Genomic DNA, 22061 nt, shown 5'->3' on the forward strand with positions numbered 1-22061 from the left:
AGAATTGTAGCCTGAATGTGTCAGAAGCGAGACATTTTCTATTCGCACCGGATGCTGCCTCGGCGCTAAGCCAGACGAAGGAAGCGTTGGGCAGTCCCCGGCCTCAGTGGCCAGCCCCCCAAGCCAATCAGCCGGCCTGCAGCCGGCCCAGCAACCGCCGCCCCGCCTCGATCACCGCCGCATCCGGCTGCATCTGGTAGCGCACGATCATGCCTTCGATGCACAGCATCGCTTCCTCGGCCACCGCTTGCGGCTGGTCCAGGCCCAGGCGCGTGGCGATGTCGGCGACGAATGCGGCCAACTCGGCCTTGTGCGCCGCGGCCTGTTCGGCCGCGCGCGCGTCGCCGCCCGCCTCGGCCACCACGTTGATAAAGGCGCAGCCACGGAAGTCTCGGCCGAACCAGTCCGCCAGCGCGTCGGCAATCACGTCCAGGTGCGGGCGCGCGGCCAGCCGGGCTTCCACGTCCTGCCGGAACCACGTCATCCACTCGTCATGGCGGCGGTCCAGGAACGCCGAAATCAACTCGTTCTTGGAGGCGAAATGGCGGTAGAGCGACATCTTGGCGACGCCGGATTCGGCAATGATCTTGTCGATGCCGGTGGCGCGGTAGCCCCCCTGGTAGAACAGGCGGGCAGCGGTGTCGAGGATGCGGTCGCGGGCGGAAGGCGTGGCCATGGTGGCGGCGTAGTCGGTAAAGGTGCGCGGCCGGACAGCGCCCTGCGCCGCCCTGCCTCTCTATAGGTCGATACTATGACAGACAGACCTGTCTAGCAAACCTGGCCCGCTCAGGCCTCCAGCTTCGCCTCCGCATCACGCAGCGCCGTACGCAGGCCCTCTTCCACCACCGGGTGGTAGAAAGGCATGCCCAGCATCTGCCCGATGGCCAGGCCCTGCTGGTACGACCACGCCAGCAGGTGGGCGATGTTCTCGGCACGCGGGCCGGTCCATTCCGCGCCTAGGAAGCGGCCCGTGGCCTTGTCGGCATAGACATGCATCAGGCCGCGGTTCTTCAGCATCACGCGGCTGCGGCCCTGGTCCTCGAAGCTGACCTCGCCGGTCACGAACGTGCCTTCGGCCAGGTCGGCGTAACGCTGGCCGACCATCGCGATCTGCGGGTCCGTGAACACCACCGCGATCGGCGCGCGCCGTGCCAGCGGCTTCACTTGCGGATAGCTGGCGGCGTTCTCGCCCGCGGCCTTGCCCTCGTCCGCGGCCTCATGCAGCAGCGGCAGGATGTTGTTGGCGTCGCCGGCAATGAATACCGGTGCATTGCCGCACTGGAGCGTGCGCGCATCGAACAGCGGCACGCCGCGCGCATCCAGCGCCAGGCCGGCATTTTCCAGGCCCAGGCCGCGCACATTGGGCACGCGGCCGGTGGCGACCAGCGCATAGTCGAAGCGCTCGGTCACGCTGCGGCCTTCGCGGTCCAGGTAAGTCACCACCACCTGGTCGCCGTCGCGGGCCATGTCGGTCACCCTGGCGTCCGGATCGAGATAGAACTCGCCGTTGAAGGTCTTCGCCGCGTAGGCGCGGATCACGGGATCAGTCAGCGGCCCGAGCGAGCCGCTGACGCCGAACACGCGCACCCGCACGCCAAGGCGCGACAAGGCCTGGCCAAGCTCCAGCCCGATCACGCCGGGGCCGAACGCCACCACGCTGGCGGGCAGGTCTTCCCAAGCGAACACATCGTCATTGACGATCAGGCGGTCGCCGAACACCTGGAACGGCGCCGGCAGCATCGGCGTGGAGCCGGTGGCGATGACCACGCGGCTGGCACGCACGGTGGTGTGCCCATCCACTTCCAGCGTGGTGTTGTCGATAAAGCGGGCATAGCCGCGGACGCGGTCGGCTTCGGGGATGTTCTCCACGCCGCGCACCACGAAGCCGACAAAGCGGTCGCGCTCGCTGCGCACGCGGGCCATCACCTCGCGGCCATCGATGCGGACCTCGCCATCCACGTGCACGCCGAACGGCGCAGTGTGGCGCAGTTCGTGCGCGGCCTCGGCGGCAGCGATCAGCAGCTTGGAGGGCATGCAGCCCACCCGGGCGCAGGTGGTGCCGTACGGGCCGCCTTCGATGATCACGGCGCGCTTGCCCGCGGCAATCGCGGCACGGTAGGCGGCAAGGCCGGCGGTGCCTGCGCCGATCACGGCGACGTCGGTCTGGATGGTGGTCATGGCGGTCAATTCCTTTGTCTTGATGGCGTCAAGCTGGTGTCAATCAGCGGGCTGGATGGGGCCGCCATGCCGGGCAAGGCGACCCCATCGGGTCCGGCGACTGCCGGTCCCCGGGTGCGGGATGAAGGCAGAATCGGCTTACTTGCCCAGGTACTGCTGCAGCGCCTCGGCGCCGCCGATGAGCTTGCCGTTGATAAAGACCTGCGGTGCGGTCATCTCGCCCGACACGGCGCCCAGCACCTTGCCGCGCACCTTGTTGTCCAGCGGCACGTCGATATAGTCGAAGCCGTTGTCGTCAAGCAGTTGCTTGGCCTTGGCGCAGAACGAGCAGCCGACCTTGGAGAACACCACCACCTGGTCCGGCTTGCGCGCGTCCGGGGCGATATGGGCCAGCATGGTGTCGGCGTCGGACACCTTGAACGGGTCGCCCGGCTCTTGCGGTTCGATGAACATCTTCTGCACCACGCCGTCCTTGACCAGCATCGAATAGCGCCAGCTGCGCTTGCCGAAGCCCAGGTCGGCCTTGTCCACCAGCATGCCCATGCCTTCGGTGAATTCACCGTTGCCGTCGGGGATCATGGTGATGTTCTCGGACTCCTGGTCCTTGGCCCATTCGTTCATCACGAAGGTGTCGTTGACGGACACGCACAGGATGTCGTCCACGCCGTGCTTCGCGAACACCGGGGCCAGCTCGTTGTAGCGCGGCAGGTGGGTCGACGAGCAGGTCGGCGTGAAGGCGCCCGGCAGCGAGAACACGACCACGGTCTTGCCGTTGAACAGCTCGCCGGTGGTGACGGTCTTCCACTCGTTGTCTTCACGCATGCGGAAAGCGACATTGGGAACGCGTTGGCCTTCACGGGATTGCAGCATCAGTTCACTCCTTGATCTGGATCGGGTTGGTTTCGGCTGCGGGTTGCAGCGAAGGCCCCATTCTGTAGACCGGGATGTGATTTGTACAATTCATCGTTTTAACCACGACGATTGCCTTACGCTATTGACTCGGCATGGCCATCCCCTATTGCGCCGGCCCTTGCACTTCATCCGCGGGCACGCAAAAGCATATTTTTTCGGCAAATACCGGCGAGTGCCCTATCATGCGGCATCCACTCAGACTCCCGTTTTGTCCGCAATGACCCGACCTTGCCGCCTGCCGTCTCTCTGCCGATGGGCCCCGATGCTCGCGCTGTCGCTGGTGCTGGCGCACCCCGCGCAGGCGCAAACCCTGAAGAAACCGGCGCTGGATGCGCTGGTCTCCGGCACCCGAACGGCGGCCCAGGCCGACCTGCAGGCATTCATGGCCGCCGCGGCCAGGGCCGAGCCTTCCGTGGCGCCGGCCGTGGCGGCGTGGCAGGCCCGGTCGCCACTGGCCGGCGACAACCTGGTCAATATCGGCCGCCTGCTGGGCGTCTACAACCGCGTCCGCAACGAGGCCGCGGTGATCGACGCCATCGGCAGGATGGTGGCGCTGCGTACCGTGCGCGACGAGAAAATCCCGCAGCACGAGAACCCCGCCATCATCGAGTTCGGCAAGATGATCGAGGCCATGGCGCGCGACTTCGGGCTGGCCTACCGCAATGTCGACAACCGGGTCTTCGAGGTCACGCTGCCCGGCGGCGGCAAGGATACCTTCGGCATCCTGACCCACGCCGACGTGGTGCCCGCGGTGGCCGAGGAATGGGTGCTGGAGGACGGCACCAGGCTGGATCCGTTCCGCATGACGCGCGTGGGCGACACGCTGTACGGGCGCGGCACCATCGACGACAAGGGCTCGATCGCCGCGGTCATGTATGCCATGAAGACCGTCAAGGAAAGCGGCGTGCCGCTGGAGCGCACCATCCGCCTGATGATCGAGACCACCGAGGAAACCGGCGGCGACGGCATGAAATACTACCGCCAGCACACCACCCTGCCCGAGTACAACGTCGTGCTCGACAGCAAATACCCCGCGGTGGTGGCGGAGAAAGGCGCGGGCACGCTGACCGTTTCCTTCGGCATCAAGGCGGCGGACGACAAGAGCGCGCAAGGCAAGTCCGACCAGAAGGGACCTGCCATCGTTGCCATGCGCGGCGCGGCCTCGGCCAACGCCATCCCCGAAACCGCCACCGCGCGCATTGCCGGCGGCGATGCTGCCGCCGTCGCTGCCGCGCTGGAACAGGCACGCGCTGAATTCCTGCGCCGCCACACCCCGCGCGGCAAGTTCTCCATCGACGTGAAGCGCGCCGGCAACGACGTGGAAGTGAAGGTCACTGGCGCCTCGGCGCACGGATCGCGCCCTGAGGAAGGGGTCAACCCGCTGCCGCGGCTGGCGCTGTTCCTGCAGGCCAGCGGCGTGCAATTTGCCGAGAACCACTACCTGAACGCGGTCCGCTACCTGAACGACCTGTACGGGCTGGATTACCTTGGCACCAGGATGGAGGTGGCCTACCGGGACCCGTTCATGGGCCCGCTGACCATGTCGCCCACGCTGGTGCGCGAGCGCGGCGAATACGTCGACGTGGTCACCAACGTGCGCATGCCGCGTGGCCGCACGCCGGACGAGCTGGGCGGCAAGATCACCAAGCGCATCTTCGGCTGGGCCGCCACCCATGGGCCAGTCGAAATCAAGTACGACCAGGGCAACTGGATGGCGCGCGATCCCAAGGGCGCGTGGCTGTCCACGCTGCTGAATATCTTTGGCGATACCACCGGGCTGGAAGCCAAGCCGGTTTCCACCGCCGGCAGCACCACCGCCAAGCTGATGCCCAATGCCATCAACTTCGGGCCGGCCATGCCGGGCAAGAAATACACTGCGCACAACGCGCGCGAGTACAAGGAAGTGGCCGACCTGAACCTGGATATGCAGATGTTCACCGAGATGCTGGTGCGGATCGGGAACCTGGACAAGATGCAGTAACGAGGGTTTCAGGCGTGTCCCTCTACGCTTGTGTGCTCCCTCTCCCCTCATGGGGAGAGGCCCGGGGTGAGGGGTGGTCCAGCTAGGAACCACATCAAGCGGGGCCTTCGGTTTTAGGACCCAACAGCTTCACAACTCCAGTTCACTCAACCCCGCATGTTCATCCGGCCGCCGGCCCAGTGGCCAGTGGAACTTGCGGTCCGCCGCCTTGATCGGCGCATCGTTGATGCAGGCAAAACGCCTGCGCATCAGCCCCGCCTCATCGAACTCCCAGTTCTCATTGCCGTATGACCGGTACCAGTTGCCGGAATCGTCGTGCCATTCATAGGCAAAGCGCACGGCGATGCGGTTGCCGTCGTGCGCCCATAGCTCCTTGATCAGCCGGTAATCCAACTCCTTCTGCCACTTGCGCTGCAGGAAGGCGACGATGTCGGCACGGCCATTGACGAATTCCGCACGGTTGCGCCAGGCGCTGTCGACGGTATAGGCCAGCGCCACGCGCTCTGGGTCGCGGCTGTTCCAGCCATCCTCGGCGGCACGGACCTTGGCGATGGCGGATTCACGCGTGAATGGGGGCAACGGCGGACGGATTTCGGCTTGTGCGGACATGCGGAGGCTCCTTTGCTGAAACAGGGTGAATCAGATGGAAGAACAGGCTGCTCAATATGATACAGACCTGTCTCATTATTGATAGACAGATCTGTCTTGTCAAGGCAGGATACCGGGCAGAATTCAAAAGCAAGACCCGGAGTGCCAGGTGCACGCGGGCGGCCTAAAGTTGGCACCATGCAAGCGAGAGAAAGGAGACCCGCGGTGAGCATCAGCCAGATACAGCGTCCCGAAATGGCCGTGGCAGGGCCGCGCCGGCCAATACTGCCAGCGCGCGGCACGGCGCGGGGGCATAGGCACGAAGCCGATATCGCCACCCGCGTCGATGGCACCGACTGGGCCGCCATTGCACGCGAGCTCGACGACTACGGCTGCGCCGCGATCCGCGGCCTGCTGTCGGCAGCCGAATGCGACGCGCTTGCCGCCGGCTATGCGCAGGACGCGTTGTTCCGCTCTCGCATCGAGATGCGCCGGCACGGCTTTGGCCAGGGCGAGTACAAGTACTTCCACTACCCGCTGCCCGACACCGTGGCCGCAATGCGCACGGCGCTGTATCCGCACCTGGTGCCGGTGGCCAACCGCTGGAACGCCGCCATGGGCATCGATGTGCGTTATCCCGCCGCGCACGCCGATTATCTTGCCCGCTGCCACGACGCCGGCCAGTTGCGCCCGACGCCCCTGCTGCTGCGCTACGGCCCCGGCGACTACAACTGCCTGCACCAGGACCTGTACGGCGAGCACGTATTCCCGCTGCAGGTCGCCATCCTGCTGTCCGAGCCGGGCCGCGACTTTACCGGCGGAGAATTTGTGATGACCGAGCAGCGGCCGCGCATGCAGTCGCGGGCCGAGGTGGTGACGCTGCACCAGGGCGATGCCGTGGTCTTCGCCGTCAGCCAGCGCCCGGTGCAGGGCAGCCGCGGCAGCTACCGCGTGAACCTGCGGCATGGCGTCAGCCGGCTGCACGCGGGCCAGCGCTACACGCTGGGCATCATCTTCCACGACGCCACGTGAGGTATCCCATGACCCGTCCCACACAACAACCGGAAGTCAGCACCATCGAACGCGACCCGCGCTGGGCTCGCGTGCTGGCGCGCGATCCGGGCGCCGACGGTGCCTTTGTCTATGCGGTCAAGACCACCGGCGTGTACTGCCTGCCGAGCAGCCCGTCGCGCCTGCCGCATCCGGCCAATGTCGAGTTCTTCGACAATGCCGCCGCGGCCGAAGCCGCCGGCTACCGGCCCAGCCGACGTGCCGCCGCGCCTGCGCTGGCGGCCCGGCACGCAGCCATCGTGGCCGACGCCTGCCGCCGCATCGAGGCCGCCGACACCCTGCCCACGCTGCCCGAACTGGCCAACGCAGCGGGCGTCAGCCCCTATCACTTTCACCGCCTTTTCAAGGCCGCCACCGGCCTGACGCCGCGTGCCTATGCCGCCGCGCATCGCGCCAGGAAACTCCGCGAGCAACTGGGCACCAGCGACTCCGTGACCGAGGCAATCTACGACGCCGGCTTCGGCTCCAACAGCCGCTTCTACGAAACCTCGGACGCAGTGCTGGGTATGACCCCGTCGCGCTACCGCGCGGGCGGGGCCGACACCGATATCCGCTTTGCCATCGGCCAGTGCTCGCTGGGCGCGATCCTGGTGGCCCAGAGCGAGCGCGGTGTCTGCGCGATCCTGCTGGGCGACGATCCCCAAACGCTGTTGCAGGACCTGCAGGACCAGTTCCCGCGCGCCAACCTGATCGGCGGCGATGCGCAGTTCGAGCAACTGGTGGCGCAAGTGGTGGGCTTTATCGAGGCACCTTCAATCGGCCTGGCGCTGCCGCTGGATGTGCGCGGCACCGCGTTCCAGCAGCGTGTATGGCAGGCCCTGCAAGAGATCCCCGCGGGCAGCACCGCCAGCTATGCCGAGATCGCGGCCCGCATCGGCGCGCCGCGTGCGGTGCGCGCGGTGGCGCAGGCCTGCGCCGCCAACCACCTGGCGGTGGCCATTCCCTGCCATCGCGTGGTGCGCAGCGACGGCAACCTGTCGGGCTACCGCTGGGGCGTGGCGCGCAAGCGCGAGTTGCTGGAGCGCGAGGCGCAAGCCTGAGTGGCCCGCGCTCAGCGCGCCACGGCTGCCTGCACCCGAGCCAGGTAGTCGTGGATCTGCGCCACCACCGCCGCGCCCTCGCCTACCGCCGCGGCGACCCGCTTGGTCGATCCCGCCCGCACGTCGCCGATGGCAAACACGCCCGGCACGTTGGTCTGCAGCGGATACGGCACCGCCGACGCGCAGCCCAGCTCGCCGCCGCCGGTGCGCACGAAGCCCTTGTCATCGACCTCGACGTTGCAGGTGCGCAGCCACGACGCATTGGGATCGGCGCCGATGAACAGGAACAGGTGCCGCACGTCCATCGTGACCGGGGCCGGGCTTTCCGCCCGGCATTCGTAGCGCACGGAACTGAGCCACCCTTCCCCCGCCAGCGCGCTGATCTGCGCGTGCGTGTGCAGCGTGATATTGGGCAGCGAACCGATGCGGTCGATCAGGTAGCGCGACATGGTGGCGGCCAGCCCCGGCCCGCGCACCAGCATATGCACGTGCGCCGCGTGCGAGGCCAGGTAGACCGCTGCCTGCCCGGCCGAATTGCCGCCGCCCACCAGCATCGCCGGCTCGTTCTTGCACAGCTTGGCCTCCACCGGCGAAGCCCAGTAGTAGACACCACGCCCTTCAAAGTGCTCCAGCGCGGCGATGTCCGGGCGACGGTACTGCGCGCCGGTGGCAATCACCACGGTGTGGGTCGGGATCATGCGGCCATCGGCCAGCTCCAGCCGGATCGGGTCCGCGCCGCAATGCAGTGCCTTGACCTCCAGCGGGATGGCGATATGCGCGCCGAACTTCAGTGCCTGCACGAACGCGCGCCCGGCCAGCGCCTGTCCGGAGATGCCGGTGGGAAAGCCAAGATAGTTCTCGATCCGCGCACTCGCACCCGCCTGCCCGCCCGGCGAGCGGCAATCGATCACCGCCACCGACAAGCCTTCGGATGCGGCATACACGGCCGTGGCCAGCCCCGCAGGCCCGGCGCCGACCACCACCACGTCATAGACATGGACCGGATCGAACTCCGGCAACAGCCCCAGGCACGAAGCCAGCTGCCCTTCGTCCGGCGCGCGCAGCACGCGGCCGTCGGCGCAGATCACCAGCGGGAAGTCGCTGGCGGGCGCGTTGGCGTAGTCGAGCAGCAATGAGCAGTCGCGTTCGGCGTCGATATCGATAACCGTATGCGGGTAGCCGTTGCGCCGCAGGAAGGCTTGCAGTGCCACCAGTTGCGGCTCGGTGCCGTGGCCGACCAGCACCGGCCCGCTGCCGAATTCGATCAGCCCCACGCGGCGCAGGATCAGCGCGCGCATGATGCGCTCGCCCAGTTCGGCCTCGGCCACCAGCAGGGCGCGCAGCCGCTCTGGCGTGATCACATAGCCCTGGGTATCGGTCACGGCCACGCCGTCGACCAGCGCCGGGCGGCCGCTGAGCGTGCCGACCTCGGCCAGGAAGTGGCCGGCGCCCTGCTCGGTGATCTGGTGCTCGCGGCCCAGCCCGTCGCGCCGCATCAGGCGCACGCGGCCGCTGCCGATCAGGTACATGCCCCGGCCCGTATCGCCGATGGCAAAGAGCTTCTCGCCCGCGCGCCAGCTCTGCGGCGTGCCAAAGCGGCGCACGCGCGCCATGTCGTCGGCGCCGAGCTGCGGGAACATCTGGTGCCAGCGTGACTCCAGCGTGGAATACGGCGCCTCCAGGCCGCCGCCGGCCTCCGGGCCGGTGTCCTCATCCGGGGCCATTGCCTCCGACTGCGAAATCGCCATGCTCCCTCCCCGTCTGGACCCGCGCCTGCCCTGGGCACATCTTCCCGGTTGTGCGCGGCCTATCGATAGTAGACGGCTGCGCGCAGAATGCGAGAATCGCACGGCGCAGTTGCGGATTGCGCTGGCTTGGGATTGAATGAGCGCCTCGGCGTGTCGGCATTCGCCGTCACCTTCAGCAAAATACCAGTCTTGATGCAATCCAACCATGATTCCGACGCCAGCCAGGCTGGCGACCGCCCCGCCCGTCCGGCATTGCGCCCCCTGACGCCCGTCGAAGGCCGCGTGCTCGGCGTGCTGGTCGAAAAACAGCACACCGTGCCCGATACCTACCCGCTGTCGCTCAATGCGCTGGCCTCGGGCTGCAACCAGAAGACCGCCCGCGCCCCGGTGATGAACGTCAGCGAGGCCGATATCCTTGAAGCCATCGATGGCCTCAAGGGCCTGAGCCTGGTCTTTGAAGGCAGCAGCAGCCGCGTGCCGCGCTTCGAGCACAATATGCAGCGCGTGCTGGCCGTGCCCAGCCAGTCCGTCGCACTGCTGGCCATGCTGCTGCTGCGCGGCCCGCAGACCGCGGCGGAGCTGCGCCTGAACACCGCGCGCCTGCACGGCTTTGCCGATATCTCGTCGGTCGAGGCCTTCCTTGACGAACTGGCCAGCCATGCGCCGCCCTTTGTCGTCCGGCTGCCGCGCGCGCCGGGCGCACGCGAAAATCGCTGGATGCACCTGCTGAGCGGCGAAGTGAGCGCCGCGGCGGACGCCGACGATGCCGACCGCACCACCGGCGGCGCCACCGCCGCGCCGGGCGAACTCGAACAGCTGCGCGCCGAACAGCAGGCCCTGACCGAGAAGGTGGCGAAGCTGCAAAGCCTGGTCGAACACATGGCCGGCCAACTCGGCATCCCTGTCGACGAGTTTCTCGACTGACACCGCGCCTGCGTCATGGCTGACGGTACCGACCACCCTGCTGTTAGCCAGCATTGGTGGTTGGAGAATATTCCTGGCGGTTAATTGCGTTATTACCTCGCGAAGGCGAGCCACAGGCTCAGACCCTAGCGCGGCAGACGGCTTGCCGTCCGACCTGCCCGATAACCCGGATGTCGCCTATTCTTTGCTCAGGACCGCAGACTGGACAGGGAGACCGGCGCAGCCATGGACAAGACAGCCTTCGTATTTGCGGGCGGCGGCAGCCTGGGTGCGATCCAGGTCGGCATGCTGCGCGAACTGGCGGCATGGGGCGTGATGCCCGATATCGTGATCGGCGCCTCGGCCGGCGCCATCAACGGCGCCTACTTTGCCTGCAATCCGGGCGTGGCCGGGGCCGGCCGGCTTGACGCGCTGTGGCGCGGCATCCGGCGCTCGGACATCCTGCCGTGGAGCTGGCGCAGCGTCTGGAGCATGTTCGGCGGCAACCGCGGCCACCTGGTGGAGGCGGCCGGGCTGCGCCGACTGCTGGCGCAGCACTTCGGCACGCTGCGGCTGGAAGCAGCGGAACTGCAGCTGCACGTGGTGGCCACCGACATGCACAGCGGCGACGAAGTCTTGCTGTCCAGCGGCAGCATAGTCGACGCGGTGCTGGCCAGCGCGGCCATCCCCGGCGTGTTCCCGCCGGTGCAGTTCGAGGGCCGCACGCTGATCGATGGCGGCGTGGCCAACAACACCCCGGTATCCACCGCGATCGCACTTGGTGCCACGCACGTGATCGTGCTGCCCGCGGGCTTTACCTGTGCGGAGCGCCGCCCGCCGCGCGGCGCGCTGGAGCATGCGTTCAATGCGCTCTCGCTGCTGGTGGCGCGCCAGCTCGTGCACGACCTGCAGCACTTCGCCGACCGCGCGCAGATCAGCGTGGTGCCGCCGCTGTGCCCGCTCGACATCTCGCCCTACGACTACTCCAAATGCGGCGAGCTGATCGACCGCGCCGCGGCCACCACCGCGCAATGGCTGCAAGGCAAGGGGCTTGACAGCCAGCGCATACCGGGCGCGCTGGCGCCGCATTCGCACGACGAAGCGACGCCCAGCTGCAGCGCCGACATCCCGGCGGCGGCGCCCCACTGACGCCGCTCAGCGCCGGGTGGAAGTACCCGAACGGATTGTGCCGCGCCGCATGCTGGCCGCCCTGGTACCGCCCTCATCGACGCGGATCAAGGCAAGCTCACCCCGCCCGCGCGCCAGGCTGCGCTCTGGCAGCCATTGCTACAATCCGACAGATGTCCACCCAAGCCGAACGCAGCGCCAGCACCCGCCAGTCCCTGATCGACGCCGCCGTGACCTTGCTCGTCGAGCAAGGCTATGCGGCCTTTTCAGAAGCGCGCGTGTGCGAACTGGCCGGCAGCAGCCGCGGCTCGCTGCGGCACCATTTCCCCGAAGGCCGCTATGACCTGCTGCCAGCCATGCTCACCTGGCTGCTGGAGCGCGAGGCGGCGCGCCTGGCCGCGCTGGGCCCGCTCAGCCCCTCGCTGTGCCTGCACCTGATGCTGCATATCCTGGCGACCCGCCCACAGCGGCATACCTCGCTCGCCATACTGGAGGTGTGGATGGCAACGCGTGGCGACGCGCGCCTGGCCACCGCCGTGCGCGCGCCGCTGGAGGCTGTGCCGCAGATGCTGTTCGGCCAGCCGCCGGACGCGCCGCCGGAGCCGGAATGGCTGGCGCTGCGCTGTTTCCTGCACGGCGCCACGCTGCACAGCTTCGCGCCGGACTACGACGGCCAGGGCTTGTCCGAAGCGGTGCGCTGGCTGATCGCGCGCCTGCCGGCCCCGGCGGGGCTGGACGCCTTGCTGGCGCGCTTGCACGCAGACTAGTTGTAGAGCGCCGGATCAGGGCAGCCGCGCCAGCAACCGGTCGCCCAGCGTGGGCGGCAGCGCCAGGCGCCCTGCCTTGCCAGGCGCCGCGGCATCGAAGACCACGGCCTGGCCGTCCCAGCTGAGCCGCACCGGCCCGCTGCTGTTGAAGGTGCGCTGGGCCAGCACGCGGTCGCGCTCCACGCCGTAGATGCGCAGCAACACCCGCTCCCGACCCAGATAGCAGTATTCCGCTGCGTAGCGCGCGGCGGCATCCAACGACGGCAGGTGCCGGCAGTTATGCGCGCCGGCGCGCTCCCAGGCGCCGTGGCCATAGGCGATGGCGGTCCAGATACCGCCGAGCGCCAGCAGCCGCCCCGCGGTCACCAGTGCCAGGCGCTGCGCGCGGGCCTTGCGCCCGTCCGGGGTCGCCATCACGTGCGACACCGCGCGATACAGCGCCAGCCCCAGCAGCAGCATGGTCACCGCCGCCAGATGGAAATAAAACGCCGACTCCGGCATTGACGCCATGATCTGACCCATGCCCGCTCCCGGAAAATATCGTCAAACTAACCGTCCTGCCGAATATCAGAATCCGGCGTCCGCGCCGTCATATAAAAACGCACCGCATTAATCGGCGTCATTAGTTCCAGAATATTGAAAATCGGCGCCCTGATATATCCGAGCATAATCAACCGACCGCACCGGGCCAATCCGGTGTATTCCCGCACCGGAGCTGCCGGCGACCGCCGCCATCTTATTTTTCCGATGGCAGCGCCGCCAGCAGGGCGAGCAGCCGCGCCACCGTCGGCGCCACGATCGCGGCCAGCGCAGCGGCGTTGGCGGCATCGCCGTCGCTGGCGGCATGCTCCAGGCGCTGGGCAAGAGCACGCAAGGCATGGCAGCCGACATAGTGGGCAGATGCCTTGAGCCGGTGGGCGACGCTGCGCACGGTGTCCAGCGCACCGTCCGCGGCGCGCAACTGCGCCAGGTCGGCCTGCGCCGAGGTGACCAGGGCGTGCACCAGCTCAGCGGCAAAGGCGCGGTTGCCGAAGGTCTGCGACGCGATGGCTGGCCCGATTCCCGCGGCCTCGCGGGGGGACAGCGCCAGGTAGCGCTGGCGGGCCAGCATGGCGACGATGGCCGCTTCGGTCACCGGCTCGCGCAGGCAGGCGATCACACCTTCGTCCGCGCCGGGCACCGGCACCGCGTCGGCCGGCAGCACCACGGCGCAGACCGGGCCGGTGGCACGCCAGGCGCGCAACAGGCTGTCAGGGATCTCGGTGGCGGCGCCGGCTATCACCAGGCCGATGTCTGCGGCGGCGTCCGGCGCGGGCGTGTCGGTGTGCACATCAAAGCCGAGATCGCGCAGGATCGGGGCAACCCCGGCGACCCAGCGCGTGTCGCCGGGCGTGGCAAGCAGCAACGCGCCGGTCATGCGCCGCTTCTCAATGCGAGTCGAATCACGGGCAGCATGCTAGCCGATCGCGATATGGTGGCGCCGCGCAAAGTCGATGACATCGACAATCGATTTTGCCCCGAGTTTTTCCATGGCCCGGGTCTTGTGGGTGCTGACCGTCTTGTTGGAAATAAACAGGGTTTCGCCGATTTCCTTGTTCGACATGCCCTTGGCAAGCATCTGCATGACCACCAGTTCCTTGTCGGAAAGACTGGCCAGGCGCGCGGCTTCGTCGGCGTGGCCGGCGTTGTTGCCGCGGTCGGTTTCCGGCATCACCGTATAGCCGGCCAGCACGGACTCGGTGCAGCGCACGATCTCGGCCAGTTCCTGGGTCTTGCTGACAAAACCATGCGCGCCGGCCTGGCGCGCGCGCGGGGCAAACGTGTTCTGGTCCTGGCCGGAAATGACCAGGATGCGCACGGCGGGGTGGCAGGCCTTGAGGCGGGGGATCACGTCCAGCCCGTTGATCTTCGGGATGTCCAGGTCCAGGATCACCACGTCGGGGGTGTACTGCCGCACGATCTCGATGGCGGCCTGGCCATTGTCGGCCTCAAGCACATGGGTGATGCCCAGCACCTGGGAAAAGTGCGTCTTTAGCACCACCCGCACGGGCGGGTGGTCGTCGACGATCAGGATTGTGGTCAAAACTTGAACTCCATAACAGGCGCCCTGATGTCCGGGCGCCCATGCACATCATTTTGCTCAGCATTTGTGCCGGAGGGCACCGGAAATTTCCGAGCGCGGGCTTGCTTCTTCCGAAAACCCGGCTGGTTTTGCAGGCCTGGCGCAATGCGGACCATGGCAGTTGCGCAATCCAATCATAACGCTGCCGCCACGGGTGAAAAACCACGTCGCCGGACCATGGCAGGGGGTACCGGAAGGTTTTGTTTTGGACCTGCCTGCCGCCATCGGGTTTCTCGACGCTGGCGCGTGCGTGCCTGGCTGATGCCGGCGTTGGCCCCGTGAGATGCTGCCCGGCATTTGTCTTCGATATGTGACGTGAAAGGCATCAACGGCGCGTGATCCGGAAATTTCACCCCCAATCTCAGATTCGTCCTAATGAGATATCGAGGCTGAGCCCATAGAGTGAAAACTATCCAGCCACCGCTACGCCAACCGCGCGGCGGCCGCTGCCATGTTTCACTGAATTTTGCCGCCCCGCTTGTCCATTCATCAGCCCATCCATAACGAATCTCCATCGGCCACCGCTTGCCCGCACCGCTTCACGCGCGCCTGGCGGCTGGCAAGTGTCGCGTTGTTCGTCAGCGTATTGGCCTGCGCCGTTGCCCAGCGGACGGCAGATCCCGCGCCAGCGCCATCCCCGGCCGGCACGCCAGTCGCCTTGCCCGAGGCACCGGCCCTGCAACCAGCCCCGCCACCACAAGCAGCGCCACAGGCGCACTGGCAGGTGCTGGGGTGGACGACCGGGCTGCTCTGCCTGCTGACGCCATGCCTGCTGGCATGGATCTTCGTGCTGTATCGCGAGGTGCGCCGGCGCCGCGCCGCGGAGATTGCGCTGAAGGACAATATCGCGATCCAGTCGGCGCTGCTCGACGGCATTCCCCAGCCTGTCTACCTGCGCGATGCCTCGCTGCGGCTCATCACCTGCAACCGCAGCTATGAAGAACTGGTCGGCGCCACGCGCGACACCTTGCGCGGGCAGCCGCTGGACACATCGGTCCAGGTGCATCCCATCGCCATCGACATGGCCGAGGTGGAGCGCGACTACCGCAAGGTGATCAAGGACGGCATCCCGCTGCACAAGGACCGCTGCCTGCGCCTGGGCGGGCGCACCCACCACGTGCTGAACTGGCTGACACCGCTGCGCGGCGCCGATGGCACCGTCAAGGGCCTGGCCGGCGGCTGCGTCGACCTGACCGAACGCCACGACATGCTGGCCGAGCTGGCGCAGGCCAAGACAGAAGCCGAGGCCGCCAACCGCGCCAAGTCCACCTTCCTGGCCTCGGTCAGCCATGAGATCCGCACCCCGATGAACGCCATCACCGGCATGCTGGAGCTGACCCTGGCGCGCTGCCAGCTGGCCGAGCAGGAACGCCTGCAGCTGGTCACGGCGCATAAGTCGGCAGTGGGCCTGCTGGCGCTGATCGACGACATCCTGGACCTGTCCAAGATGGAGGCCGGCAAGTTCAGCATCCACCCGGCACCCGCTTCGCTGCCCGGGCTGGTCAAGGACACGCTGCTGATCTTCGGGCCGGTGGCGGCACAGAAGGGCCTGCCGCTGACCTGCGGCATCGGCGTCGCCGTTGCGCCGCTGCACCAGGTCGATGCGCTGCGTTTCCGTCAGATCCTGGCCAACCTGGTGTCCAACGCGGTGCGCTTCACCGACAGCGGCACGATCCACGTCAGGCTTGACGCCCTGGCGCCTCGCGACGGCGTGCAGCAGGTCATGCTGACCGTCTCCGACACCGGCATCGGGATACCCGCCGGCGCGCAGGCGCGCATGTTCGAACCCTTCGAACAGGTGCATGACCGCACCCGGCCCCATGCCGGCGGCACCGGGCTGGGGCTGGCAATCTGCCAGCGCCTGGCCAGCGCGATGGGAGGCCAGATCTCGCTGTCCAGCCAGCCGGGCCAGGGCACGCGCGTCATGGTGACGCTGCCGTTGGCGCTTGCCGTCGCCACGGAACTGCCCGAGCCGGTGCCGCCGCCCATGGCGGGCTGCGCACGGCGCCGGGTCAACGTCCTGGTGATCGACGACCATGCGCCCAACCGGCTGCTGCTGCAGCGCCAGCTGGAGCACCTGGGCCACCGCGTGAGCACCGCCTGTGATGGCCGCGAAGGGCTGGCCATGCTGGACCGGTCCAGCTTCGACGTGATCTTGTGCGACTGCGCCATGCCGGTCATGGACGGCATGGCATTCGCACGGGCGGTGCGCGCACGCAAGGATGCGCGCGGCAGCGTGCCGGTGATCGGTTGCACCGCAAGCGCCGTCGCGGTGGACCATGCCGCGGCGCTGGCGGCGGGCATGAATGCCGTGATCGTCAAGCCGGTTGGCCTGCAGGCGCTGGATGCGGCGGTGGCACAAGCCTGCGCCAGTGGCCACCGGGTGCGCGAGATAGCCGTGCCAGTGCGGGTCAGCGCGCCCGACAGCCAGGCCGGCACGCGTGACGAGGCCGCCCACTGCGGCGTCAAGCCCGGCTCGCGGCCATCATGGTGCGCGGTGTGCCGGGCAATGAACGTACAGTGCGACCGCCTCGACCAGCCGGAAGATTAAGAACCCGTTTCAGAATGAAAAAGGGGCGCGAAGGCTGCTGCCGGGCGGCAGGGCGTTGTTGCGGCCTCCTTGCGTGGAATAACCACGCGGCGTCGACCACGCCTAGCCCTGCGGCCCGGCAGCAGCCTTCCCTTCGGGTTCAGGCCTCCAGCGGCACCGCGCTGGTGCACTTGATCTCGTCCAGGCACACGCTGGACTTCACGCCGCTGACACCCGGGATACGCATCAGCGTATCAAGCAGGAAGTCAGACAGCGACTTCAGGTCCTTTGCGACCACCTTGAGCACGTAGTCGATATCCCCGGTCACCGAGAAGCATTCCTGGATCTGCGCCAGTTCCGCCACCAGGCGCTTGAAGTTGGACAGGTCGCGGATATGCCCGCGCTCCATCGTCACATGGATAAAGGCCACCACGCCAAAGCCCAGCGCCGCCGCGTCCAGCCGCGCCTCATAGCGTTTGACCAGCCCGGCCTCTTCCAGGCGGCGGTGGCGCCGCAAAGTCTGCGCCGGCGACAGCGCGATGGCCTCTGCCAGCTCCAGGTTGGAGGCCCGCCCCTGCTCCTGCAAAACCCCCAGCAAGCGGCGATCGGTACGGTCCAGCTCGATCGATTGCACTTTGATTTCCTCACATCAGAGATTCACGCAATCGAATTTCATAATCTAGGGTTTCCCTGCCTGTTTTACGAAATCCAATTTTGCCGTCAGGAATATACACTGCATCCCAAGCAAGCGCACTACAGGCCTGTCCTGCAACAGGTTTCCGCCGAGCCGACTGACTCCGGCGCGACCTCGTTGCCAAGTGCCGCAGCCACAATATTATTTCCCGCCCCTTTAGTGAGAAAGCCATGGCCGACCTGTTTGACAACCCGATGCAGTTGATGGGCTTCGAATTCGTGGAATTCGCCTCGCCCACCCCAAACGTGCTTGAGCCCCTGTTCGAGCAGATGGGCTTCACGCTGGTGGCAAAGCACCGCTCCAAGGACGTGGTGCTGTACCGCCAGGGCGAAGTGAACTTCATTGTCAACCGCGAGCCGCACAGCCACGCCGCCTACTTTGCCGCCGAGCACGGCCCGAGCGCCTGCGGCATGGCTTTCCGCGTCAAGGATTCGCACAAGGCCTACGCCCGTGCACTGGAACTGGGCGCCCAGCCGGTCGAGATCCCGACCGGCCCGATGGAGCTGCGCCTGCCCGCGATCAAGGGCATCGGCGGCGCGCCGCTGTACCTGATCGACCGTTTCGAGGAAGGCAAGTCGATCTATGACATCGACTTCGAATTCATCGAAGGCGTCGACCGCCACCCGGTCGGCCACGGCCTCAAGCTGATCGACCACCTGACTCACAACGTCTACCGTGGCCGTATGGCTTACTGGGCCAATTTCTACGAAAAACTGTTCAACTTCCGCGAAATCCGTTACTTCGACATCCAGGGTGAGTACACCGGCCTGACCTCCAAGGCCATGACTGCGCCGGATGGTAAAATCCGCATCCCGCTGAACGAGGAATCGTCCAAGGGCGCCGGCCAGATCGAAGAGTTCCTGATGGCCTTCAACGGCGAGGGCATCCAGCACATCGCCTTCCTGACCGACAACCTGATCGAGGTCATCGACCGCCTGCAACTGGCAGGCGTGCCGCTGATGACTGCGCCGAACGACTACTACTACGAAGCACTGGACACGCGCCTGCCCGGCCACGGCCAGCCTGTGGAGCAACTGAAGTCGCGCGGCATCCTGCTGGACGGCACCACCGAAGGCGGCAAGCCCCGCCTGCTGCTGCAGATCTTCTCCAAGACCGCGCTCGGCCCGGTGTTCTTCGAGTTCATCCAGCGCCGCGGCGACGAAGGCTTCGGCGAAGGCAACTTCAAGGCCCTGTTCGAGTCGCTGGAACGCGACCAGATCGAACGCGGCACGCTCAAGGTCGAGGCCTGACCGGCATCGATCTTCCCTGACCGGCTCCGGCCGGTTCCGGAAACGCGCACACCTCCTTCGCGGCAGTGACCCTGCCGCGCGGGCGGTGACGTCCCCCAGGCCCAAGCGTCCGACTCGACAATAGCCAGAGGCGCGGGCCCGCATTCCATGAGAATGGGTAGAGGAAACAACTGAATGCATGCAAGCAGCAATGACGGCACGCTCAAGCGCGGCCTGAAGAACCGGCATATCCAGCTGATCGCGCTGGGTGGCGCCATCGGCACCGGCCTTTTCCTGGGCATCGCCCAGACCATCAAGATGGCGGGGCCCTCGGTCCTGCTGGGCTACGCGATCGCCGGCATCGTGGCGTTCTTCATCATGCGCCAGCTGGGCGAGATGGTTGTGGACGAGCCCGTCGCCGGCTCGTTCAGCTACTTCGCCGACAAATACTGCGGCCACTTCGCCGGCTTCCTGTCGGGCTGGAACTACTGGGTGCTGTACATCCTGGTGAGCATGGCCGAGCTTTCGGCCGTTGGCATCTACGTGCAGTACTGGTGGCCCGAGATCCCGACCTGGGTCTCGGCGCTGGCCTTCTTCGTGATCATCAACCTGATCAACCTGTCGAGCGTGAAGTCCTTCGGCGAGATGGAGTTCTGGTTCTCGATCATCAAGGTCGCGGCCATCATCGGCATGATCGGCTTCGGCGGCTACCTGCTGCTGTCCGGCAATGCCGGCCCGCAAGCGAGCGTGGCCAACCTGTGGCAGCACGGCGGCTTCTTCCCCAACGGCATGGGCGGCCTGGTAATGGCCATGGCCGTGATCATGTTCTCGTTCGGCGGGCTGGAGCTGGTGGGCATCACCGCGGCCGAGGCGGATTCGCCCGAGAAGACCATCCCCAAGGCCACCAACCAGGTGATCTACCGCATCCTGATCTTCTACGTGGGCGCGCTGGCGGTGCTGCTGTCGCTGTACCCGTGGGAGAACGTGGTCACCGGCGGCAGCCCGTTCGTGCTGATCTTCCACGCGCTGAACAGCAACTGGGTGGCGAACGTGCTGAACGTGGTGGTGCTGACCGCGGCGCTGTCGGTCTACAACAGCGGCGTGTACTGCAACAGCCGCATGCTGTACGGCCTGGCCCAGCAGGGCAACGCCCCCAAGGCGCTGCTCAAGGTCAACCAGCGCGGCATTCCGCTGACGGCGCTGGCGTTCTCGGCCGTGGCCACCGCGGCCTGCGTGGTGATCAACTACTTCATGCCCGGCAAGGCCTTTGAGATGCTGATGGGCCTGGTGGTGTCGGCGCTCATCATCAACTGGGCGATGATCAGCCTGATCCACCTGAAGTTCCGCGCCGACAAGCGCCGCGCCGGCCAGGCCACGAAGTTCCAGAGCTGGGGCTATCCGCTCACCAACTACCTGTGCCTGGTGTTCCTGGCCGGCATCCTGGTGGTGATGTACCTGACGCCTGGCCTGCGCCTCTCGGTCTACCTGATCCCGGTGTGGCTGGTGGTGCTCGGCGTGAGCTACCTGGTGCGCCAGAAGAACGCGGCCGCCGCGCTGCAAAGCGGCATCGCCGCCCAGCAACTGCGCTGAAGCGGCAAGGCGGCGCCTGCAGACTGCGGGCGCCGCCGGTTAGAATTCAGGCTGCGCGACGCCCCCTGCGCCGCGGCAGCTGCCCCCCGACCCAATTCCATCGCATCCCATGTTTGCACACATCGAGGCATTTCCCGGCGATCCGATCCTCTCGCTCAACGAGGACTTCCAGCGCGACCCGCGTACCGACAAGGTCAACCTGAGCATCGGCATCTACTTTGACGACGAGGGCCGCCTGCCGGTGATGCAGGCCGTGGCCAAGGCCGAAGCCGCGCTGCTGGCCGACATGGGCCCGCGCCCCTACCTGCCGATGTCGGGCCTAGTGGCCTACCGCAACGCGGTGCAGGCGCTGGTGTTCGGCGAAAACTCGCCGGCGCGCGCCGCCGGCCGCATCGCCACGCTGCAGACGCTGGGCGGCTCGGGCGCGCTGCGCGTGGGCGCCGATTTCCTCAAGCGCTACTACCCGCAGGCGCAGGTGTGGATCAGCGATCCCAGCTGGGAAAACCACCGCGTGGTGTTCGAGCGCGCCGGCTTCACCGTCAATACCTACCCGTACTATGACGACGCCACCGGCGGCCTGAAGTTCGACGCGATGATGGACGCGCTGCGTACCATCCCCGCGGGCAGCATCGTGCTGCTGCACGCCTGCTGCCACAACCCGACCGGCGTGGACCTGAACCAGGACCAGTGGCGCCAGCTGATCGCGCTGCTCAAGGCCAACCAGCTGCTGCCGTTCGTCGACATGGCCTACCAGGGCTTCGGCGCCGGCCTGGAAGACGACGCCTTCGCCATCCGCGAGCTGGTGGCGCAGGACGTGCCCTGCCTGGTGGCCAACTCGTTCTCGAAGAACTTCTCGCTGTACGGCGAGCGCTGCGGCGGCCTGAGCGTGTTCTGCAACACCGCCGGCGAAGCCACCAACGTGCTGGGCCAGCTGACCGGCGCGGTGCGCGCCAACTACAGCAACCCGCCCACGCACGGCGCACGCGTGGTGTCCAAGGTGCTGACCACGCCCGAGCTGCGCCAGCTGTGGGAAGAAGAACTGGCCCAGATGTGCGGCCGCATCGCGCGCATGCGCGAGGCGATCCATCACAACCTGCGCGACCATGTCAGCGGCGAGGCCCTGTCGCGCTACCTGACCCAGCGCGGCATGTTCACCTACACCGGCCTCACCGCCGACCAGGCCGAGCGCCTGCGCGAGCAGCATGGCGTGTACCTGCTGCGCTCGGGCCGCATGTGCGTGGCCGGGCTGAACGAGCGCAATGTGGGGATCGTGGCCAAGGCCATCGGGAGTGTGCTGAAGGGCTGAGCCTGACGGCAGACGGCATCACCAGGCGGCGCCTTCGGGCGCCGTTTTTTATTTGGCGGCGCATGGGACGCGCCAGCGCAATTTCTACAAACGCCGTGGAGTTTTGACTTTCCAGCCATGGCTTCCCCCGGCTTTCCTCAGGCCCATCGCCACGGCCATCCCCGGCACTGAACTTGCAGCCTTCCTGCATCCCAGGCACCGTCCCCAACCGTGCCGGGGTTCCCACAGAAGGCCCGCAAATGTCCGAAGACAAGGCCCCCGCCCAGTGCAGCAC

The 22061-nt window shown here is 67.0% G+C and carries 19 protein-coding genes; 10 read left to right on the forward strand and 9 right to left on the reverse strand.

All coding sequences use genetic code 11. The features are described from left to right. Positions 1 to 127 precede the first annotated feature (127 nt). The 3 genes from AC3WQZ_RS14185 to AC3WQZ_RS14195 all read right to left on the reverse strand — a co-directional run bounded on the left by AC3WQZ_RS14185 (position 128) and on the right by AC3WQZ_RS14195 (position 3048). Positions 128 to 676: a TetR/AcrR family transcriptional regulator gene (locus AC3WQZ_RS14185; protein ID WP_011617008.1), complete on the reverse strand. Its 549-nt coding sequence runs from the start codon at positions 674 to 676 to the stop codon at positions 128 to 130. A gap of 110 nt (positions 677 to 786) precedes the next feature. Next, entirely contained in the window at positions 787 to 2178 is a 1392-nt protein-coding gene (locus AC3WQZ_RS14190; RefSeq protein WP_058697024.1) for a dihydrolipoyl dehydrogenase, read from the reverse strand. A gap of 138 nt (positions 2179 to 2316) precedes the next feature. Then, on the reverse strand, positions 2317 to 3048 hold the full coding sequence (locus AC3WQZ_RS14195) for a glutathione peroxidase (RefSeq protein ID WP_010812441.1): 732 nt from the start codon (positions 3046 to 3048) through the stop codon (positions 2317 to 2319). Between the two features lie 304 nt (positions 3049 to 3352). Between AC3WQZ_RS14195 and AC3WQZ_RS14200 the strand changes: the two genes are divergently transcribed. Further along, complete coding sequence (locus tag AC3WQZ_RS14200) at positions 3353 to 5071, forward strand: dipeptidase (protein ID WP_143010661.1); 1719 nt, start codon at positions 3353 to 3355, stop codon at positions 5069 to 5071. A 129-nt stretch (positions 5072 to 5200) separates the two neighbouring features. Here the strand turns inward: AC3WQZ_RS14200 and AC3WQZ_RS14205 are convergent, their stop codons facing one another. Beyond that, positions 5201 to 5680, reverse strand: coding sequence for a nuclear transport factor 2 family protein (locus AC3WQZ_RS14205; protein WP_010812439.1), 480 nt, complete (start codon positions 5678 to 5680; stop codon positions 5201 to 5203). 234 nt (positions 5681 to 5914) lie between these two features. On the opposite strand from AC3WQZ_RS14205, the gene AC3WQZ_RS14210 reads away from it, so the two are divergent. Together AC3WQZ_RS14210 and ada are read left to right on the forward strand one after the other, a co-directional pair. Beyond that, on the forward strand, positions 5915 to 6691 hold the full coding sequence (locus AC3WQZ_RS14210; protein WP_371258385.1) for a 2OG-Fe(II) oxygenase: 777 nt from the start codon (positions 5915 to 5917) through the stop codon (positions 6689 to 6691). A gap of 8 nt (positions 6692 to 6699) precedes the next feature. Further along, complete coding sequence (gene ada / locus AC3WQZ_RS14215) at positions 6700 to 7770, forward strand: bifunctional DNA-binding transcriptional regulator/O6-methylguanine-DNA methyltransferase Ada (RefSeq protein WP_439672644.1); 1071 nt, start codon at positions 6700 to 6702, stop codon at positions 7768 to 7770. An 11-nt stretch (positions 7771 to 7781) separates the two neighbouring features. Here ada and AC3WQZ_RS14220 read toward each other — a convergent pair whose 3' ends face one another. After that, positions 7782 to 9518 carry an FAD-dependent oxidoreductase gene (locus tag AC3WQZ_RS14220; RefSeq protein ID WP_010812436.1) on the reverse strand — a complete coding sequence of 579 codons (1737 nt, stop codon included), beginning with the start codon at positions 9516 to 9518 and terminating at the stop codon, positions 7782 to 7784. A 192-nt stretch (positions 9519 to 9710) separates the two neighbouring features. Here AC3WQZ_RS14220 and AC3WQZ_RS14225 point away from each other — a divergent pair, with 192 nt between their 5' ends. From AC3WQZ_RS14225 to AC3WQZ_RS14235, 3 genes are all read left to right on the forward strand, one after another. Beyond that, the gene (locus AC3WQZ_RS14225) at positions 9711 to 10442 is read left to right on the forward strand and encodes a YceH family protein (RefSeq protein WP_010812435.1); all 732 of its coding nucleotides are present in this window, start codon (positions 9711 to 9713) and stop codon (positions 10440 to 10442) included. A 225-nt stretch (positions 10443 to 10667) separates the two neighbouring features. Further along, the gene (locus AC3WQZ_RS14230) at positions 10668 to 11570 is read left to right on the forward strand and encodes a patatin-like phospholipase family protein (protein ID WP_010812434.1); all 903 of its coding nucleotides are present in this window, start codon (positions 10668 to 10670) and stop codon (positions 11568 to 11570) included. A gap of 152 nt (positions 11571 to 11722) precedes the next feature. Further along, on the forward strand, positions 11723 to 12316 hold the full coding sequence (locus AC3WQZ_RS14235; RefSeq protein WP_011617003.1) for a TetR/AcrR family transcriptional regulator: 594 nt from the start codon (positions 11723 to 11725) through the stop codon (positions 12314 to 12316). A gap of 15 nt (positions 12317 to 12331) precedes the next feature. Here the strand turns inward: AC3WQZ_RS14235 and AC3WQZ_RS14240 are convergent, their stop codons facing one another. The 3 genes from AC3WQZ_RS14240 to AC3WQZ_RS14250 form a co-directional block, all read right to left on the reverse strand. Then, positions 12332 to 12838, reverse strand: a complete 507-nt coding sequence (locus tag AC3WQZ_RS14240; RefSeq protein ID WP_010812432.1) for a hypothetical protein — start codon at positions 12836 to 12838, stop codon at positions 12332 to 12334. Positions 12839 to 13052: 214 nt separating this feature from the next. Beyond that, complete coding sequence (locus AC3WQZ_RS14245) at positions 13053 to 13733, reverse strand: Hpt domain-containing protein (RefSeq protein WP_011617002.1); 681 nt, start codon at positions 13731 to 13733, stop codon at positions 13053 to 13055. A gap of 39 nt (positions 13734 to 13772) precedes the next feature. Next, on the reverse strand, positions 13773 to 14399 hold the full coding sequence (locus tag AC3WQZ_RS14250) for a response regulator transcription factor (RefSeq protein WP_010812430.1): 627 nt from the start codon (positions 14397 to 14399) through the stop codon (positions 13773 to 13775). Positions 14400 to 15162: 763 nt separating this feature from the next. Here AC3WQZ_RS14250 and AC3WQZ_RS14255 point away from each other — a divergent pair. After that, positions 15163 to 16989 (forward strand): PAS domain-containing sensor histidine kinase, encoded by a 1827-nt coding sequence (locus AC3WQZ_RS14255; protein WP_492300757.1) that lies wholly within the window; start codon positions 15163 to 15165, stop codon positions 16987 to 16989. Between the two features lie 139 nt (positions 16990 to 17128). On the opposite strand, the gene AC3WQZ_RS14260 is transcribed toward AC3WQZ_RS14255, so the two are convergent. Then, on the reverse strand, positions 17129 to 17602 hold the full coding sequence (locus AC3WQZ_RS14260) for an Lrp/AsnC family transcriptional regulator (protein ID WP_010812428.1): 474 nt from the start codon (positions 17600 to 17602) through the stop codon (positions 17129 to 17131). Positions 17603 to 17832: 230 nt separating this feature from the next. Here AC3WQZ_RS14260 and hppD point away from each other — a divergent pair, with 230 nt between their 5' ends. The 3 genes from hppD (at position 17833) to AC3WQZ_RS14275 (ending at position 21787) form a co-directional block, all read left to right on the forward strand. Beyond that, positions 17833 to 18912 (forward strand): 4-hydroxyphenylpyruvate dioxygenase, encoded by a 1080-nt coding sequence (gene hppD / locus AC3WQZ_RS14265; RefSeq protein ID WP_010812427.1) that lies wholly within the window; start codon positions 17833 to 17835, stop codon positions 18910 to 18912. 174 nt (positions 18913 to 19086) lie between these two features. Next, positions 19087 to 20481 carry an amino acid permease gene (locus AC3WQZ_RS14270; RefSeq protein ID WP_010812426.1) on the forward strand — a complete coding sequence of 465 codons (1395 nt, stop codon included), beginning with the start codon at positions 19087 to 19089 and terminating at the stop codon, positions 20479 to 20481. Positions 20482 to 20590: 109 nt separating this feature from the next. Further along, complete coding sequence (locus AC3WQZ_RS14275) at positions 20591 to 21787, forward strand: amino acid aminotransferase (RefSeq protein WP_010812425.1); 1197 nt, start codon at positions 20591 to 20593, stop codon at positions 21785 to 21787. The last annotated feature ends 274 nt before the right edge of the window (positions 21788 to 22061 follow it).

The sequence above is a fragment of the Cupriavidus sp. FW305-26 genome (assembly GCF_058787975.1).

Excerpts from the sequence above, each read along its gene's own strand:
- AC3WQZ_RS14185 (WP_011617008.1), bottom strand. The coding sequence starts at position 676 with ATGGCCACGCCTTCCGCCCGCGACCGCATCCTCGACACCGCTGCCCGC.
- AC3WQZ_RS14190 (WP_058697024.1), bottom strand. The coding sequence starts at position 2,178 with ATGACCACCATCCAGACCGACGTCGCCGTGATCGGCGCAGGCACCGCC.
- AC3WQZ_RS14195 (WP_010812441.1), bottom strand. The coding sequence starts at position 3,048 with ATGCTGCAATCCCGTGAAGGCCAACGCGTTCCCAATGTCGCTTTCCGC.
- AC3WQZ_RS14200 (WP_143010661.1), top strand. The coding sequence starts at position 3,353 with ATGCTCGCGCTGTCGCTGGTGCTGGCGCACCCCGCGCAGGCGCAAACC.
- AC3WQZ_RS14205 (WP_010812439.1), bottom strand. The coding sequence starts at position 5,680 with ATGTCCGCACAAGCCGAAATCCGTCCGCCGTTGCCCCCATTCACGCGT.
- AC3WQZ_RS14210 (WP_371258385.1), top strand. The coding sequence starts at position 5,915 with ATGGCCGTGGCAGGGCCGCGCCGGCCAATACTGCCAGCGCGCGGCACG.
- ada (WP_439672644.1), top strand. The coding sequence starts at position 6,700 with ATGACCCGTCCCACACAACAACCGGAAGTCAGCACCATCGAACGCGAC.
- AC3WQZ_RS14220 (WP_010812436.1), bottom strand. The coding sequence starts at position 9,518 with ATGGCGATTTCGCAGTCGGAGGCAATGGCCCCGGATGAGGACACCGGC.
- AC3WQZ_RS14225 (WP_010812435.1), top strand. The coding sequence starts at position 9,711 with ATGCAATCCAACCATGATTCCGACGCCAGCCAGGCTGGCGACCGCCCC.
- AC3WQZ_RS14230 (WP_010812434.1), top strand. The coding sequence starts at position 10,668 with ATGGACAAGACAGCCTTCGTATTTGCGGGCGGCGGCAGCCTGGGTGCG.
- AC3WQZ_RS14235 (WP_011617003.1), top strand. The coding sequence starts at position 11,723 with ATGTCCACCCAAGCCGAACGCAGCGCCAGCACCCGCCAGTCCCTGATC.
- AC3WQZ_RS14240 (WP_010812432.1), bottom strand. The coding sequence starts at position 12,838 with ATGGGTCAGATCATGGCGTCAATGCCGGAGTCGGCGTTTTATTTCCAT.
- AC3WQZ_RS14245 (WP_011617002.1), bottom strand. The coding sequence starts at position 13,733 with ATGACCGGCGCGTTGCTGCTTGCCACGCCCGGCGACACGCGCTGGGTC.
- hppD (WP_010812427.1), top strand. The coding sequence starts at position 17,833 with ATGGCCGACCTGTTTGACAACCCGATGCAGTTGATGGGCTTCGAATTC.
- AC3WQZ_RS14270 (WP_010812426.1), top strand. The coding sequence starts at position 19,087 with ATGCATGCAAGCAGCAATGACGGCACGCTCAAGCGCGGCCTGAAGAAC.
- AC3WQZ_RS14275 (WP_010812425.1), top strand. The coding sequence starts at position 20,591 with ATGTTTGCACACATCGAGGCATTTCCCGGCGATCCGATCCTCTCGCTC.